This is a genomic window from Mycobacterium ostraviense, assembly GCF_002705925.1.
GTDB classification, from domain to species: Bacteria; Actinomycetota; Actinomycetes; order Mycobacteriales; family Mycobacteriaceae; genus Mycobacterium; species Mycobacterium ostraviense.
The window spans coordinates 5,806,913-5,822,857 of the sequence record NZ_NKRE01000001.1; the positions used below are offsets into that span (position 1 = coordinate 5,806,913).

The 15,945-nt window shown below is 66.4% G+C and carries 14 protein-coding genes and 2 riboswitches; of the genes, 2 read left to right on the forward strand and 12 right to left on the reverse strand.

Annotated features, from left to right (window positions below):
• Window positions 1-37: 37 nt before the first annotated feature.
• Entirely contained in the window at window positions 38-2,158 is a 2,121-nt protein-coding gene (locus CDN38_RS27070) for a substrate-binding domain-containing protein (protein WP_075511562.1), read from the forward strand.
• On the opposite strand, the gene CDN38_RS27075 is transcribed toward CDN38_RS27070, so the two are convergent.
• Window positions 2,150-3,022 (reverse strand): alpha/beta fold hydrolase, encoded by an 873-nt coding sequence (locus CDN38_RS27075; protein ID WP_075511561.1) that lies wholly within the window; start codon window positions 3,020-3,022, stop codon window positions 2,150-2,152. The two genes, CDN38_RS27070 and CDN38_RS27075, sit on opposite strands and share 9 nt — an antisense overlap.
• A 38-nt stretch (window positions 3,023-3,060) precedes the next feature.
• Between CDN38_RS27075 and CDN38_RS27080 the strand changes: the two genes are divergently transcribed.
• Window positions 3,061-3,921 (forward strand): haloalkane dehalogenase, encoded by an 861-nt coding sequence (locus CDN38_RS27080; protein WP_075511560.1) that lies wholly within the window; start codon window positions 3,061-3,063, stop codon window positions 3,919-3,921.
• Between the two features lie 20 nt (window positions 3,922-3,941).
• Here the strand turns inward: CDN38_RS27080 and gcvP are convergent, their stop codons facing one another.
• The 11 genes from gcvP to secA2 form a co-directional block, all read right to left on the reverse strand.
• Entirely contained in the window at window positions 3,942-6,767 is a 2,826-nt protein-coding gene (gene gcvP / locus CDN38_RS27085) for an aminomethyl-transferring glycine dehydrogenase (protein WP_075511559.1), read from the reverse strand.
• Window positions 6,768-6,798: 31 nt separating this feature from the next.
• Window positions 6,799-6,922, reverse strand: a riboswitch (glycine riboswitch).
• A riboswitch (glycine riboswitch) is annotated at window positions 6,923-7,020 on the reverse strand.
• 62 nt (window positions 7,021-7,082) lie between these two features.
• Window positions 7,083-7,709, reverse strand: a complete 627-nt coding sequence (locus CDN38_RS27090; protein WP_075511558.1) for a MerR family transcriptional regulator — start codon at window positions 7,707-7,709, stop codon at window positions 7,083-7,085.
• Window positions 7,710-8,003: 294 nt separating this feature from the next.
• A complete protein-coding gene (locus CDN38_RS27095; RefSeq protein ID WP_075511557.1) occupies window positions 8,004-8,498 on the reverse strand; it encodes a bifunctional nuclease family protein in 495 nt (164 codons plus the stop codon).
• Window positions 8,499-8,602: 104 nt separating this feature from the next.
• Window positions 8,603-9,346: a transcriptional regulator FtsR gene (gene ftsR, locus CDN38_RS27100; RefSeq protein ID WP_075511556.1), complete on the reverse strand. Its 744-nt coding sequence runs from the start codon at window positions 9,344-9,346 to the stop codon at window positions 8,603-8,605.
• Window positions 9,343-9,822, reverse strand: a complete 480-nt coding sequence (gene garA, locus CDN38_RS27105) for a glycogen accumulation regulator GarA (RefSeq protein ID WP_408633049.1) — start codon at window positions 9,820-9,822, stop codon at window positions 9,343-9,345. Before garA ends, ftsR begins: the two co-directional genes overlap by 4 nt.
• Before the next feature lie 339 nt (window positions 9,823-10,161).
• Window positions 10,162-10,560 carry a glycine cleavage system protein GcvH gene (gene gcvH, locus CDN38_RS27110; RefSeq protein WP_075511554.1) on the reverse strand — a complete coding sequence of 133 codons (399 nt, stop codon included), beginning with the start codon at window positions 10,558-10,560 and terminating at the stop codon, window positions 10,162-10,164.
• Between the two features lie 22 nt (window positions 10,561-10,582).
• Window positions 10,583-11,464 (reverse strand): DUF881 domain-containing protein, encoded by an 882-nt coding sequence (locus CDN38_RS27115; RefSeq protein WP_075511553.1) that lies wholly within the window; start codon window positions 11,462-11,464, stop codon window positions 10,583-10,585.
• A gap of 16 nt (window positions 11,465-11,480) precedes the next feature.
• The gene (locus CDN38_RS27120) at window positions 11,481-11,813 is read right to left on the reverse strand and encodes a small basic family protein (RefSeq protein WP_075511630.1); all 333 of its coding nucleotides are present in this window, start codon (window positions 11,811-11,813) and stop codon (window positions 11,481-11,483) included.
• A 61-nt stretch (window positions 11,814-11,874) separates the two neighbouring features.
• Window positions 11,875-12,798: a DUF881 domain-containing protein gene (locus tag CDN38_RS27125; RefSeq protein WP_075511552.1), complete on the reverse strand. Its 924-nt coding sequence runs from the start codon at window positions 12,796-12,798 to the stop codon at window positions 11,875-11,877.
• On the reverse strand, window positions 12,785-13,420 hold the full coding sequence (locus tag CDN38_RS27130; RefSeq protein WP_075511551.1) for a CDP-alcohol phosphatidyltransferase family protein: 636 nt from the start codon (window positions 13,418-13,420) through the stop codon (window positions 12,785-12,787). The genes CDN38_RS27125 and CDN38_RS27130 overlap by 14 nt, the downstream gene beginning before the upstream one ends.
• A gap of 145 nt (window positions 13,421-13,565) precedes the next feature.
• Window positions 13,566-15,902 (reverse strand): accessory Sec system translocase SecA2, encoded by a 2,337-nt coding sequence (gene secA2 / locus CDN38_RS27135; RefSeq protein WP_075511550.1) that lies wholly within the window; start codon window positions 15,900-15,902, stop codon window positions 13,566-13,568.
• Between the last annotated feature and the right edge of the window lie 43 nt (window positions 15,903-15,945).

Here is a 15,945-nt window from a genome sequence, read left to right on the forward strand (position 1 = left end):
GCTGGGCAATCTTCGACGGAGAGGACGCTGACACCACATGGGTAGGCACAGTTTGCCCGACCCTGAGGATTCCGCTGACGAACCGCCTGACGAATACGCCGCGGAGCAGCAAGACTGGGGCGACCAGATAGCCGGCCAGCCCGGTGGCGGCAGGCATTCAGACGTCGGGTATCCCGGGTCGGCCGAGCCGTCGTCCGACCAACCCCCGAGCGGCTACGGCTACGCATACTGGGGCGAAGGTGGCCTATCCGAACAGGCTCCATACGCCGGCGCGGATGACCATCCCGCCGATGATTCGGCCCGCGGCGCAGACGAATACCCCGACTTCGGTTCGGGCCCGGCAGGTGAGGAGCCGCCGAGTCCCGAATCGCCGGCGGCTCCCCCCCGACCACCATTGCGCACCGCCGGCCATCGAGGGCTGGGCAACTGGCAGGGCGGCCACCGCAGCGCCGACGGATGGCGCGGAGTCAGCATCGGCGTGATCGTGGCCCTCGCCGGGGTCGTGGTGGTGGTCGCCGGGGTGATCGTGTGGCGCTTCTTCGGTGACGCACTGTCGCACCGCTCCCGCACTGCCGCAGCGCGCTGTGTGGGCGGCAAGGACACCGTCGCCGTCATCGCCGACCCGACGATCGCCGAGCGGGTCAAGGAGTTCGCCGACAGCTACAACGCGTCGGCCGGCCCGGTCGGGGACAAGTGCGTGACGGTGGCCGTCAAGGCTGCCGATTCCGACGCGGTCATCGCTGGTTTCATCGGCAAATGGCCATCGGAACTGGGTGGCCAGCCCGGACTGTGGATCCCCGGCAGCTCCGTCTCTGCAGCGCGGCTGTCCGCGGCCACCGGTAAGCAGACCATCAGCGACAGCCGTTCACTGGCGACCTCACCGGTGCTGCTCGCTATCCGTCCCGAGCTACAGCAGCCGCTGTCGAACCAGAACTGGGCAGCGCTACCGCAGCTGCAGGCCAACCCGAACTCGATGGCCGCGTTGAACCTGCCGTCCTGGGGTTCGCTGCGTCTGGCCATGCCCGTCGCCGGTGACGGGGATGCCACATTCTTGGCCGGCGAGGCGATCGCGGTCGCATCGGCGCCGCCGGGAGCGCCGCCGACCGCCGGAAGCGGCGCAGTGCGCACGTTGATGGCCGCCCAGCCCAAGCTGGCCGACGAGTCCTTGACCGAGGCGATGAACACGCTGGTCAAATCGGGCGACGCCGCGGCGGCGCCAGTGCACGCAGTGGTCACCACCGAGCAGCAGTTGTTCCAGCGTGCTCAGTCACTGTCGGACGCAAAGAAGATGTTGAGCTCTTGGCTGCCGCCCGGGCCGGTTGCGATCGCCGACTACCCGGCGGTGCTGCTCAACGGCTCGTGGCTGTCGCAGGAGCAGACCACGGCGGCCAGCGCCTTCGCCCGCTACCTGCAAAAGCCCGACCAACTGGCGAAGCTGGCCAAAGCCGGCTTCCGGGTCAACGGCGTCAAGCCGCCGAGCAGCCCGGTCACGAGTTTCGCGGCGCTGCCCGCCCCGCTGTCGATCGGTGACGACGGAATGCGCGCCACCCTGGCCGACACCATGGCCACACCGTCGATCGGCGTTGCCGCGACCATCATGCTCGATCAGTCGATGCCCACCGACGACGGCGGCAAGACACGCCTGGCCAACGTTGTTGCGGCGCTTCAAAGCCGATTAAAGACGCTACCGCCCAGCGCGGTGATCGGCTTGTGGACATTCGACGGCCACGAGGGTCGCAGCGAGGTGCCGACGGGACCGCTGGCCGACCCCGTCAACGGCCAGCCCCGCTCAGCGGCGCTGATCGCCGCGCTGGACAAGCAGTACTCGTCGGGCGGCGGCGCGGTGTCGTTCACCACGCTGCGCATGATCTACCAGGAGGCGCAGGCCAACTTCCGTGCCGGTCAAGCCAATTCGATTCTGGTGATCACCGGGGGGCCGCACACCGACCAAACCCTCGACGGGCGGGGACTGCAGGACTTCATCCGCACCAGCGCCGACCCGGCCAAACCCATCGTGGTCAACATCATCGATTTCGGTGCCGACCCGGACCGGTCAACCTGGGAAGCCGTCGCGCAGCTCAGCGGTGGCAGTTACCAGAACCTGGCGACGTCGGCCGGCCCGGACCTCGCGACCGCACTCAGCATCTTCCTAGGCTGAGTCCACCAGCAACGACAGCGCCGCCCCGGCATACGCCCGGGGATCCTCCAGCTGCGGATAGTGGCCCAAGCCGGGCAGTTCGACCACGGCGGCGTGCGGGCGTAGGTCCCGTAATCCGTTGAGCACGTTGGTCGTTGCCACGGGATCGGCAAGTCCCCAGACAAATCCCAGCGGTTTGGGCCAGTCGCGTACGGCCCCGTGCCAGCGCGCCGCATACCGCACCCGCTCTTCGAGGTAGCTGATCAGCAGGTGAGGTATCCGATGTCCGTCGTGGTAGCACAGTAGCTCCCACTGGGCCTCGGCTTCCCCGGCCGACAGCGGGTGCCCTACGGAAAACAACCTGCCACAACTGCGCCGGAAGGCCCCACGGGTGACCAATCGGACCGCGACGGGACCCAGCGGGCTTCGCAGCACCTTCTGAATCGGCCGCAGGCGGGCCCGCTCCAGGATCACGCTGCCGTTGCTCAGCGCTGCGCGTTGCAGATCGAACGGCAGACTCCGCTCCAAGTCCCGGGCGAGCAGCTCGGTGGCCACCGACGTGCTCATGTCGTGTGCCAGCACCACCACCGGGCCGGTGGTGGTTCGGGCGACCACGGCCTGCACCAGATCGGCCTGCTCCTGCAGGCTGTAGCGGTGCGGGCGAGGCTTGTCGGACAAACCGAAACCGAGAAAATCCATCGTCACCCACGCCTGACCAGCCAGTTGCGAAATGACCTCCCGAAAGTCGAATGAACTGGACGGATAGCCGTGCAGCAGCATGATGGTCGGCGTGTTGCCCGGCCCTGATCGGACGAACACCTTGCCGGCGGCGGTGTGCAGCCAGCGACCGCCGTCGCGCCAGGCTCGAACACTCGGTGATGTCACCCCTCCGACATACCATCATGAGCGACCAAAGGAGCGTAATGAGCCCGATTTTCACCCCCGATCCGGGGCTGTATCCATTCCGGTCGCGCTGGTTCGACAGCATGCACGGGCGTATGCACTACGTCGACGAGGGAGATGGCCCACCGATCCTGCTGTGCCACGGCAACCCGACCTGGAGCTTCCTGTATCGCAACATCATCGTGGCCCTGCGGGACCGGTTCCGTTGTATCGCACCGGATTATCTCGGCTTCGGCCTGTCGGAGCGCCCCGCGGCGTTCGGGTACCGGATCGATGACCACGTGCGGGTGGTCGGCGAATTCGTCGACCACCTCGGTCTCGGCGGTTACCTCACCATGGGTCAGGACTGGGGCGGTCCGATCGGTATGGCGGTATCGGTCGAGCGAGCGGACCGAGTGCGCGGAGTCGTGTTGGGCAACACCTGGTTCTGGCCGGCAGACACCCAGACGATGAAGATGTTCAGCAGGGTGATGTCCAGTCCGCCGCTGCAGTACGCGATCGTGCAGTGCAATTTCTTTGTGGAGCGGTTGATTCCGGCCGGTACCGAGCACCGTCCCGGCCCTGCGGTGATGCAGCACTATCGGGCCGTGCAGGCCAGCCCCGCGGACCGGGCGGGGGTGGCGAGGATGCCCAAGGAAATCCTGGCCGCACGGCCGCTATTGGCGCGGCTGGCCCGCGATGTGCCGGTCAAACTCGGCGCCAAACCCGCCTTGTTCGTTTGGGGTATGAAAGATTTCGCGTTCCGGCCCGGCCCATGCCTGCCGCGGATGCGCGCCACATTCTCCGATCATGTCCTCGTCGAGTTGCCTAACGCCAAGCACTTTATTCAAGAAGACGCACCGGAGGAGATCGCCGCAGCGATCATCGAGCGCTTCGGCTGAGACCTCGGGCTCAGCTCGAGCTAGGCAAACGCCTCCACCGGAGGACACGAGCAGACCAGGTTGCGGTCGCCGTAGGCGCCGTCGATACGGCGCACCGGAGGCCAGACCTTGGGCCGGAACGCGGCGCCGAGCGGATAGGCGGCCTCCTCCCGGGTATAGGGGTGGTCCCAGTCGGCCACCAGCAGGCACTCGGCGGTATGCGGCGCGCCCCGCAACGGGTTATCGTCCACCGGCCACTGGCCGGCCCCGACTCGGTCGATCTCGGCGCGGATGCTGATCATTGCTTCGCAGAATGCGTCGACCTCGGCCAGGCTCTCGCTCTCGGTGGGTTCTACCATCAGCGTTCCGGGCACCGGGAAGCTCATTGTCGGCGCGTGGAAACCGTAGTCCGCCAACCGTTTTGCGACGTCGTCGACGGTGACTCCGGTTGTCTTGGTGATGCCGCGCAGGTCCAGGATGCACTCGTGGGCGACCATGCCGTTCTCGCCGGTGTAGAGCACCGGGAAATACTCGTCGAGGCGCCGCGCGATGTAGTTGGCCGCCGCGATCGCGTTCAACGATGCCGCCCGCAGCCCGCCGGCGCCCATCATCCGGATATAGGCCCAGGTGATCGGCAGAATCGACGCCGAGCCGTAGGGCGCCGACGACACCGAATGTCCCGGCGGCAATTCAGGTGCGAACGGGTGGCCCGGCAGGAACGGCGCCAGATGTGAGCGCACCGCGACCGGCCCGACCCCCGGCCCGCCGCCGCCGTGCGGGATGCAGAACGTCTTGTGCAGGTTCAGATGGCTGACGTCGCCGCCGAACTTGCCCGGCCGGGCCAGGCCGACCAGCGCGTTGAGATTGGCGCCGTCGACATACACCTGGCCGCCGGCGTCGTGCACCGCCGCACAGATGTCGGCGATGTCGTGTTCGTATACGCCGTGCGTGGACGGGTAGGTGATCATCAGGGCGGACAGCCGGTCGGTATGGTCGCTGACCTTGGCGCGCAGATCGTCCAGGTCGACGTCACCGTTGTCATGACAGCCCACAACGACCACCTTCATTCCGGCCAGCGCGGCCGAGGCGGCGTTGGTGCCGTGCGCGCTCGACGGGATCAGGCAGATGTCGCGGTGCGCCTCACCGCGGCTGGCGTGGTAGTCGTGGATCGCCAACAAGCCGGCGTACTCCCCCTGCGAACCCGCGTTGGGCTGCAGCGAGACCGCGTCGTAGCCGGTGATCGCCACCAGCCAGCTCTCCAGGTCTGCGATCAGCCGGCGCAACCCGGGCGTGTCCGAGGCCGGTGCAAAGGGATGCTGGCGCCCGAACTCCGGCCAGGTGATCGACTCCATCTCCGCGGCGGCGTTGAGCTTCATCGTGCATGAGCCGAGCGGAATCATGCTGCGGTCCAAAGCGATATCTTTGTCCGCCAGCGTGCGCAGGTAGCGCATCATCGCGGTTTCGGTGTGGTATTGCGTGAACACCGAGTGGGTCAGGAACTCCGAGGTGCGGTCGGCGATTCCCGCGCACACCGGCTCGGCAAGCTCCACCCCGAAGGCCTGCAGCACCGCGGCCACATGCTCGTCGGTGGTGGTTTCGTCACAGGCCACCGACACGTGGTCGGCGTCGACCCGCCACACGTTGATGCCGTTGGCCTTGGCCGCGGCCAGCACTTGGTCGGCACGTCCGGGCACTCGCGCCAGTACGGTGTCGAAAAACCGGTCGTGCACCAGCGCATCGCCGAGCGCACCGGCGATGGTTTCGGCGTGGGCATGCACCCGCCGCGCGATGGCGGTCAGCCCTTCGGCGCCGTGGTAGCTGGCGTACATCGCGGCCATCACCGCCAGCAGCACCTGCGCGGTGCAGATATTGCTGGTCGCCTTGTCGCGGCGGATGTGCTGCTCGCGGGTTTGCAGCGCCAGCCGATACGCCGGATTACCGTCACCGTCGACGGACACCCCCACCAGCCGTCCGGGCAACTGCCGGGCATGCTGGGCGTGCACGGACAGATATCCCGCATGCGGACCGCCGAATCCCATTGGCACCCCGAAACGTTGGGTGGTTCCGAACGCGACGTCGGCGCCGATCTCGCCGGGCGGGGTGATCAGCGTCAGCGCCAACAGGTCGGCGCCGATGGCCACCAGCGCGCCACGGTCGTGGGCCTGCTGCACCAGAGCGGGCCAGTCGGTGATCCGGCCGCTGGCCCCGGGCAGCTGGGCGATGACGCCGAACCACTCCCCCTCGGGAAGACCATTGCGCAGATCGGCGGTGACGATCTCGATGCCCAACGGCTTGGCGCGGGTGGCCAGGACCGCGGCGGTTTGAGTGAACACGTCGACGTCGACGGCCAGCCGGTTCGACCGGCTGCGGGTGGCGCGGTGCATCAGCGTCATGGCTTCGGCGGCAGCGGTGCCCTCGTCGAGCATCGACGCATTGGCGATCTCGAGGCCGTTGAGGTCGGTGATCATCGTCTGAAAATTGAGCAGCGCTTCCAGGCGCCCCTGACTGATCTCGGGCTGATAGGGCGTGTAGGCGGTGTACCAGGCCGGGTTCTCCATGATGTTGCGCAGCAGCACGGGCGGGGTGAACGTGTCGTAGTAGCCCTGCCCGATCATCGACACCGCGACGGTGTTGGCGTCGGCCAGTGCCCGCAGCTCGGCCAGCGCCTCGGCCTCGCTGGCGGCGGGCGGCAGCCGGTCCAAGCCCGGTGCGGTGCCAGCTTCGGTGAGGGCGTCGAGGATGCCGGCGGGAACCGCCTTGGCCGCCAAGTCGTCGAGCGTGTCGACACCGATGACCGCCAGCATCGTTGCGACGGCGTCGTGGTCCAGCCCGATGTGGCGGTCTGCGAACGTTGAATGGTCGGACACGGTGAACTCCTGAAGGGCAAGGGACTAGCGGCCCTCTCCCTCTGTCTTCACCCGTGCACCAGGCGCCTGAGAGATTCGGCGCCATGGCTGGGGGCGCCTTTCCCCATCGGCGGGTGAGGACCCCCGTGGGTCGCCACCGCTTTCCAGAGGCATCGTTGTCCGGCGCGGTCCGGGTGCCTGAGAGGTTGACGGAGAGGTGTTGCTCCTTCGGCGTCCGTAGCTGGCGGCCACGGAACTCTCCCGCGCGAGAGCGATGCGGAAACCAGTTTACTCGGCTCGCCGATCACCGCCGCGACAGCGCATGCCCGGCCCGTGCTAGCCGATCTTGCGATCGCGCTGCTTGCGGCGCGAAGCCAGCTCGTCTTCCGGAGCGGCGATGGATTCACCGCCGTCGGCGCGCTCGCCGTGAAATTCGGCGATGACGCCGGTCAGCTCCCGCATCGCGCCCGAAACGGCGATACCGAACACGCCCTGGCCGCCCTGGAGAAGGTCGACGACTTCCTCGGCGGAGGTGCATTCATACACCGTGGTGCCGTCGGAGAACAAGGTGATGTTGGCCAGGTCCTGGACACCTCGCTGGCGCAGGTGGTCGACGGCAACCCGGATGTTGTGCAGCGATATGCCGGTATCGAGCAACCGCTTGACGATCTTGAGAACGAGAATGTCCTTGAACGAGTAGAGTCGCTGGCTTCCCGATCCTGCCGCACTGCGGATCGAGGGGACAACCAGCGATGTGCGCGCCCAATAGTCGAGTTGACGGTAGGTGATGCCGGCGATTTGACAGGCACTCGGTCCGCGGTAGCCGACCAGCTCATCGGGCACCGAATCGTCGGGAAACAGCCCCGGCTGAACGGGTTCGGTCGCGTCGCCGTGAGCACCGTGGGCCGCGGTAGTCGCGTGGTCTGCAAGATCGAGCTGTTCTTGACGTGGCCGTTCGCTCACGGTGCTTCCTCTCGCCGATCGCGCTCTTGTCACTAGCTGCGTCATTGGCTGCCTCGGCAACCATGTTTGCTCAGGTCCGAGTGCTTGTGAGCATACGCTGTTGGACTGTTTCGGTGCGCCAGTTGATCATCAAGTCGTCATCAAAGTATCGCTGTTGTCTGACCCGCAGCGCGCCATCCGCCAGGCGTGTCGAGCCCGCATCGCGTGAGATGAGACGCATCCGTGATGTAGCCGACTCAACCGCGAGGTGGTCGCTGCTGTGCATGCCGCCGGGTCAGGTCGCATTGCCCGACGCTAGGTGGCCTTGAAATCGTCGGGTGACACGCTGTCGAGGAACTCTTTGAACTTCTCCACCTCGTCCTCGCGGACCGCGCTACCGGCTTCTTCGTCGCTCTCGTCGGGGATCAGCAGCCCGGCCTGGGCCAGCACGGCCTCCTCGACGTAGATCGGAACTCCGACGCGCAGCGCGATCGCCACTGAGTCGGAAGGACGAGCAGACACCTTGATATCGCGATCGAAGATCAGATCCGCGTAAAACGTGCCTTCGTGCAGATCGACGATGCGCACCTCCTTGAGCGAATGCCCAAGTGCAGCAATGACATCCCGGATTAGGTCATGCGTCAGCGGTCGGGGAGGCTCGACGCCTTGCTGCTCGAGCGCAATGGCGGCTGCCTCCGACTGGCCGATCCAGATCGGCAGATAGCGGTCACCGTCGGCCTCGCGCAGTAACAGCACCGGCTGGTTTTGCGGTTGCTCGACGCGAATGCCGACAACGCGAACTTCACCCATCTGTGTCTGCCCTCCGCCATGCCGCCGTTTCCGTTCAGCGCGGCGACGCGGTGTACGTTCCTTGCCGCGTCGTCGAATACACGCTGTCGAGGAAAGTCTAATCCTCAGCGATGCAGAACGTCGCGTACTGCGGACTTGATCAACGAGGTGTGCAAAGTAATAGCGAGCGCGGCGACCTCTCGGGCTAAGTCGTCGGCGCGGTCACGGGCTCCGGCCTTGTCCGCCTTGACCAACGGGCCGGCGATCTGGGCGATCAGGTCGGACTGACGATCGGCCGCGGAGCGAAATGCGCGCAGGTGCCTGGGCTCCACGCCGTAGTCGGCGAGTGCGTGCGCACATTGCAGGATGACGACCGCGTGCTCGTCGAAGAAGCCGCCCGGGCCGGTTTTGATCACTCCGGCTTTCAGGAGAGCAGTCAGCAGGTCGTCGTCGACTCCGGAGCGGTGTAGGAGGTCTTCTCGGCTGAGTCGAATGCGGGTCGGCGACACCGCCGCCGCGTCGGACCCCGTGCCGGCGGTGCCGTCGTCGCTTACCGGGACCAATCGCGGTACGCCATAAGGGGATCCGAACGGTGGCAGCTCACCGTCGGGCTGAGCGTCCAACTGCGCCCTGATCACCTTGAGCGGCAGGTAATGATCCCGCTGAGCGGTTAGGATGAAGCGCAGCCGCGCGCAGTCGTATGCGGTGAACCTTCGATAACCCGAGGCGGCGCGCTGCGGCGTCACCAGCCCCTCGGCCTCCAGAAACCGAATCTTGGAGATCGTGACATCGGGAAAATCCGGTCGCAGCAGCTCCAAGACTGCGCCGATCGACATCCCGACCAGGGCGGGGCTATCCGGTGCGCTCACCGGCTTCCGGCGCCCCCGTCGTCGTCACCTTGCTTGGGTCCGGTCAAGAAAACCAAGCGGAATTTGCCGATCTGAACCTCATCGCCGTTTGCCAGCACGGCCGAGTCCACCGGCTCACGGTTGACGTACGTGCCGTTCAGGCTTCCGACGTCGACGACGCTGAACTCGTTGCCTTCCAACCGGAATTCGGCGTGGCGACGACTCACCGTGACATCATCGAGAAAGATGTCGCTGTCGGGATGCCGGCCGGCGGATGTGATGGGCTGATCGAGCAGAAAGCGCGACCCCGCATTGGGTCCCCGTTTGACGACCAGCAACGCCGAGCCCGCCGGAAGGCCTTCCACCCCGGATACCGCGCTCTCGGTTCCCGCCTGTGCGGGAGCTTCCAGTTCGCTGAGGAAGTCGGCGCGGAAGACTGAGGTGGTCTCCACGGTGACTTCGTCAGAGGTCTGGTCCTGCTCTCGTTCTGCGTCCATGTCCGTCACCCGCTGCTCCTCACTGGCCGCTGTGGCGTTGTTCGACCGGGCCGATCGGCCGGTGCCTCCCTCGGATTTACCGCCTGTATTACCTTTACTGCTTCTGGTACTGCTTCTCGTACTGCTTCACGTGCCTGCCAACGGCGTCTGACGCTGATGTCTCGACCGTACCCCGCATGTGTCGGCCTCGGGGCGGCGACGTGCTCACCACTGCAGGATCGTAAGCCCCACACGGCGCCTTCTCCTAGCCTTCTCGGAGGGCTTCGCTGAGGCCGTCGCCGAGGCCCATGGCATGGTCCGCATTGTGGGCGCACCCGCCGGCACGGACCTTAGCAACCGTCATTCGGTAATGGTGCCGCGGTAGGCCTCGGCGTCGAGCAGGGCCGCCAAGGCTGCTTCCACGGCGGCGGAACTTTCGACCTGAAGGTCCAGCAGCCAGCCGTCGCCGTACGGGTCCGAGTTCACCAATTGCGGTGTGCCTTCCAGATCGCTGTTGACCGCAGCGACCGTGCCGGATACCGGCGCGTACAGGTCCGACACCGATTTCGTCGATTCCACCTCGCCGAAGGATTCCCCCGCGGTCACCTCATCGCCCACGGCCGGCAATTGAACGAAGACGACGTCGCCCAGCGCGGACTGCGCGAAGTCGGTGATCCCGACCCGGACGGTGTCGTCCGCGGTGTGGCGAACCCACTCGTGTTCGGCGGTGTAGTGCAGATCGGGTGGGATATCACTCACGGTAATCCTGTTCTGGTCGGGCTTATTTGACGGGCTGAGCGTATTGGTGCGGTTTCGGTTGTCGCAAGGCGGTCACATCCACCCGGTCGGCCTGTTGCACCGACATCCGTCCGCCGACGCGTTTGATGCTGTCCACCGCACCACCGGGAATGTTCATGGCCGCGGCCAGCGTCGGTGGATCGCCAATCGCCAGAACCGAATAGGGCGGAGACAGCGCTTTGGTGTCGATGGTCAGCGCGCCCGGGGAACCGACCACCCAGGTGTCGACTCCGACCCGCGCCGACTCGTGTGCGTCGCTGATCTGGATCGCCTCCGCTCCGGCAGCACGCAACTCGTTGATCACGTCGAGCATTGCGTCCGGGGCCACACCGGGACCGGGATCTTCGATGCGCACCGTGACGCCGGGTCCGGTGGCGCCTACCGCGCCCACCAGGATCGACAGCGCCGCCAGTCTGGCCTGCGCGCTTTCGATGGCGGCCTGGTCGTTGTTGCCGGAGGCCTGCAATGCGTTGAGGGTGTTCTGCAGATCCGCCACCTCGGTGTTGAGGGTGGCCTCACGCTGCCGCAATGAATCGAGCAGCACCAACAGATCCGCGGGGCGAGCCGTGTCCAGCGAATCACCGGACTCGGTCTGGCGGACCTGGGTGACGATCGCGACCCCGAGCACCAGGCACAACAAGATTGCCAACGCCCCGAACAGCATTCGGGAACGGCTACCCCGCAGCATCGCGGACAGTCCCGTCCGGCGCAGCGGCCCGATCTCGGGGCGAGGACGGTCGGCGGGCAGTTCGTGACGGCCGCGCCGCGCTGCTTCGTGGGTGTTGCGCTCGGCTTTGGAGTGGCCGTGCCGGGTTGGTGCGCAGCGGCTTTCGTCGCCGGCGCTGTCCGGAGGGTCCTGACTCACGCTGACCTCATCTCCGTCAGGCTCCGAACAGCCGGCGCCGCAGCGCGGCGGTATTGCCGAAGATGCGGATTCCCAGGACCACGATGATCGCCGTGGACAATTGCGTGCCAACGCCCAATTGATCACCCACATAGACGATCAATGCGGCCACCAGGACGTTGAACACGAACGACACCACGAAGACCTTCGGATCGAAGATCCGCTCGAGGTAGGCGCGCAACCCGCCGAATACGGCGTCGAGCGCGGCGACCACTGCGATCGGCAGGTACGGCTGGATCGCCTCGGGCACGCTGGGGTGGAAAACCAATCCCAGCACGATGCCAAGGGCAAGCGCCGCGATACCGATCATGCCCGCCGCAGTCCCGTCCACGTCACTCCCGCGGCAACCACTTTCACCAAAGTTCTTCTCACTAGGACCCAATCTGTTTGGCGAACTTGACGTCCCGGATAGCGCCGGCCGGTAGCGCCAGACCGTCGGAGGCGTTGACGCTGACGCCGACGCCGTAGGAGACCTCCAGCAGTCGAAGGCGGTGCAGACCGGGACTGCGGTCGAAGACATCTTGCATCGCATGCGGTGGTCCGACCGCGAGGATGGTGTAGGGGCTGCTGGTGGGATTGTTGTCGACGAGGATCGCTCCCCCGGCCTGGCGAATGGTCACATTCGGCCCGATCCGGGCGCCGTCGACCGAGATTGCCTCCGCGCCACTGGCCCACAAGGAGTTGACCACCAGCTGCAGGTCGCGGTCCAGGATGATTTGCTGGGTGCCGCTCACCCGCTGTTTGGAGGCATCGGAGAGGTTCGGCCCCACTCCCGGATCGGTCACGGTCACCGTCAACCCCGGACCGATAACCGGCATGCTGGCCGCTGCCAGGCTGAGGGCATCCAGACGGGTGAGCAGTCGCTGCCCCTCGGCGTCGTCGGCCAGCGCCAGCCGTTGCACGTCGTCGACCTTCGCCGAAAGCACGCTGCGCTGCTGGGCCAACCTGGAAGCAGCGGCCTGGGTTGACCGCACATTTGCGACAAGCAGCTGCTGGGCCGCGCGCACCCCGGGTGCCAGGGAGCGGGCCTGCGCCACCGCGGCCGCGAACACCGCTGCGACCAGAGTCGCGGCCAATGCCTGCCACAGCCAGCCGAAAGCGCCGGCACGACCATCTTTGGGCGCGGCGGAGCCATCCCGTTTGGCGGCTGCCGCAGCGTAGCCGGGGTCGAGATGTTCGGACAGCAGCGCGCGAAGCAGCGACGGTACCGGGTTGTGCTTGGGCCGCGTCGCCGCATGCGCGCTGTAGCCGGCGTTTGGGTCATAACCGCCGAGCGCTCGGTCAACCTCGGCCATGGCCGCCCGCTTTTCGCGCAACTGGTTGATACGCCCGGTGCTTGAGTTTGGGCATCCGCCGAACCACCATCGTCATCTGTACTACGTACAGCACAAACGCCCACAGGTAGGCATACATACCCCAGATCAGAAACGCCCAGCCGCAGGCGCCGAGGACGCGGCTCCATAACGCTTCCCACTGCCCCAAGAGCAGTATCGGAAAGCCGGCCATCAGCGCGAAAGTCGCCGCCTTGCCAATGTAGGTGACCGGCAGCGCCGACAGGCCGCGACTCCACAGCAGCGGCAGCGTCGCAGCCAGCGCGGCGTCACGCGCCAGCAGCGTGAGCACAAACCACCACGGCACGGTCCCGCTCAACGCCAACACGATGGGTACGGTCACCATGTAAAGCCGGTCAACTGCCGGGTCCAGCAACACGCCTAGCCGCGACGACTGGTTGAGCAGCCGGGCGATCTTGCCGTCTGCCCAATCGGACGCGCCGCTGAACACCAAGATCGCCACCGCCCAGCCATGGATGTGGGCAATCAGCATGACGTAGACGAACACCGGAATCAGCGCCAGGCGGATGGCGCTCAACACGTTAGGTACCGTCAGCACCCGATTGTGGGTGAGTACCGGCTCCATGAGCCGTGACCTTAGCCCGGCGACGATCCGGTCCGCACGGCGGACCGGTGTGGGGGTACCCCCGGCCGCGGAGCGTAACGCTGTGGCGATTTCCGGCACCGATTTTCGCACTGGCGTTACAGTCGGCGGCTCCAGCCCGACAGGCTCAGCGGAACACACCCGGCAGGCTCAGCGTGGACAACGTGTCGTCGGACAGTGGGTTGTCGTTGACCATGTAGGTCCACGTCGACGTCGGCCGCGCCAGCTTGGACAGATCCAGCCCGGGCTCTTCTTCGAGAACATTGGCCGTTTCGAAGGTCTGCTGTGCGGCCTCGATCGCATCTGCGGCCAGCGACGCGAACGCATCCACCGCCAACCGGTGGAACTCGTCGAGCGGGTTCTGCCGACCCAGCGCTCGCAGGTGGATGCTCTCCCGGATGTCGGCCAGATACGCCAGGTGATCGGCCCAGCCGCGGTCGAGGTGGTAGAGCATGATCAGCCGGCAGATCTTCTCGAGGCGCTCTTCGGACTCATCCTTGGGCATCGCCTGGGCCAGCTCCTGGTACCTCTCGGGCGCCAGTTCGGCCAGTTCCTCACGCGCGGTCGCGGTGCGCAGCAAGGTGTTTCGTCGTTCGACGATGATGGCGCGCTGTTGGGCGATCAACTGGTTGTAGCGCCAGGTGTTCGCATGCACGTCCAGCAACCGGCCTTCGGCGACGCGCTGGGCATGGTCGAGCAAACTACCGGTCTTCGGACTGACGATTCGGCCGTCCTCGTCGGTATCCATCGGCAACTTGTTGGTGTCGAGGTTGGCCGCGACGACGTCGTCTTCCCAGCTCGAGAAGAACACCGACGACCCTGGGTCGCCCTGGCGTCCGGCCCGCCCGCGCAACTGGTTGTCCAACCGCTGGGTGTGATGGCGGCCGGTGCCGACGACATGCAGGCCACCCAGTTCGGCGACCCGGTCATGGTCGGCTTCGTCGGAGCCGCCCAGCCGAATGTCGGTGCCGCGTCCGGCCATCTGTGTGGACACGGTGACCGCACCGAATTTGCCGGCCTCGGCGATGACCTGCGCCTCCTCCGCGTCGTTTTTCGCGTTGAGCACCACTGCGGGAACGCCGCGCCGCAGCAGCCTTTCGTGCAGCTCCTCGGATTCGGCAACGTCATGCGTGCCGACCAGCACCGGCTGCCCGGTGTCGTGTACTTCGGCGATATGCGCGACGATCGCGTCGTTCTTGGCCGCCGCGGTGATGTAAACCCGGTCGGCCTCGTCTTCTCGGATGTTCGGGGTGTTGGGTGGTATCGGCGACACACCGAGCTTGTAGAACTGGCGCAGCTGTTCACCGGCGGCCAACGCGGTACCGGTCATACCGCACACCGTGGCGTAGCGGTTGATCAGCGCCTGGACCGTGATGGTGTCGAGCACCTCGCCGGTTTCGGTGGTCTCGATGCCCTCCTTGGCTTCGACGGCCGCCTGCAGCCCGTCCGGCCAGCGCTGCAGTTGCGCGATGCGCCCGCGCGAGGAATTGATCAGATGTACCGCGCCGTCCCGGACGATGTAGTGCACATCGCGCTGCAACAGCACATGCGCGTGCAGGGCGACGTTGACCTCGGTCAGCGTGGTGCCCACATGCTCCTCGGAGTACAGGTCGATGCCACCGAGCGCCTTCTCGACTTTGCGAGCGCCGGTCTCGGTCAGGTGCACATTGCGGCTGTCGGAGTCGGTCTCATAGTCGGTGCCAGGGGCCAACTCGGCAATCAGGCGGATGATTTCCAGCCGAGGCGTCTCCCGGTGGGTGGTGCCGGCCAGAACCAGGGGCACCAGCGCCTCGTCCACGAGCACCGAGTCGGCCTCGTCGATAAGAGCCACGTCCGGGTTGGGCGATACCAGGTCTTCCACGTCGGTGACCAGCTGATCGCGCAGCACATCGAAACCGATCTCGTTGACCGAGGCATAGGTGACATCACAGCCGTATGCCGCCTTGCGGTCCTCGCTGGCCGACTCGGCCGTGATCCATCCGACGGTCAGGCCCAACGCCTCCAACAGCGGACCCATCCACTCCGCGTCGCGGCGGGCCAAGTAGTCGTTGATGGTCACGACGTGGACATGCCGCCCGGCCAGTGCATAGCCGGCGGCCGCGATCGCGCCGGCAAGCGTCTTGCCCTCACCGGTCGCCATTTCGATCACGTCACCGGCGAGCATGCGCAGTGCACCCAGCAATTGCACGTCGAACGGCCGCAGGCCGGTCGCGCGCTCGGCTGCTTCCCGGGCGATGGCCAGAAACTGGGGGATGTCGGCGGAGTCCGCGAGATCGTCGAGGTTGAGCAGCCCGGCCGCGCGGCGCAGCTTTTCGTCGGTGAGGTCGGCGGCTTCGTCGTCGTACTCTGCCGAAGCGGTCACCTGGGTCAGGGACCGGTTGCGATTCTTTTCCGTACTGGCGCCGAGAAGTCGCCAAAATCGGCTGCTCAGCCGGCCTGGTTCAGCGCGTGTGGTCTTGGGCACACGTCAACGGTACGTGACCCCCCGGCCGGTGCGAGCGCACGTG

Coding starts and splice junctions, on each gene's coding strand:
- CDN38_RS27070 (WP_075511562.1), top strand. CDS start 38: ATGGGTAGGCACAGTTTGCCCGACCCTGAGGATTCCGCTGACGAACCG.
- CDN38_RS27080 (WP_075511560.1), top strand. CDS start 3,061: ATGAGCCCGATTTTCACCCCCGATCCGGGGCTGTATCCATTCCGGTCG.
- CDN38_RS27095 (WP_075511557.1), bottom strand. CDS start 8,498: ATGGGTGAAGTTCGCGTTGTCGGCATTCGCGTCGAGCAACCGCAAAAC.
- garA (WP_408633049.1), bottom strand. CDS start 9,822: ATGGACGCAGAACGAGAGCAGGACCAGACCTCTGACGAAGTCACCGTG.
- CDN38_RS27120 (WP_075511630.1), bottom strand. CDS start 11,813: ATGATCGGTATCGCGGCGCTTGCCCTTGGCATCGTGCTGGGATTGGTT.
- CDN38_RS27125 (WP_075511552.1), bottom strand. CDS start 12,798: ATGGCCGAGGTTGACCGAGCGCTCGGCGGTTATGACCCAAACGCCGGC.
- CDN38_RS27130 (WP_075511551.1), bottom strand. CDS start 13,420: ATGGAGCCGGTACTCACCCACAATCGGGTGCTGACGGTACCTAACGTG.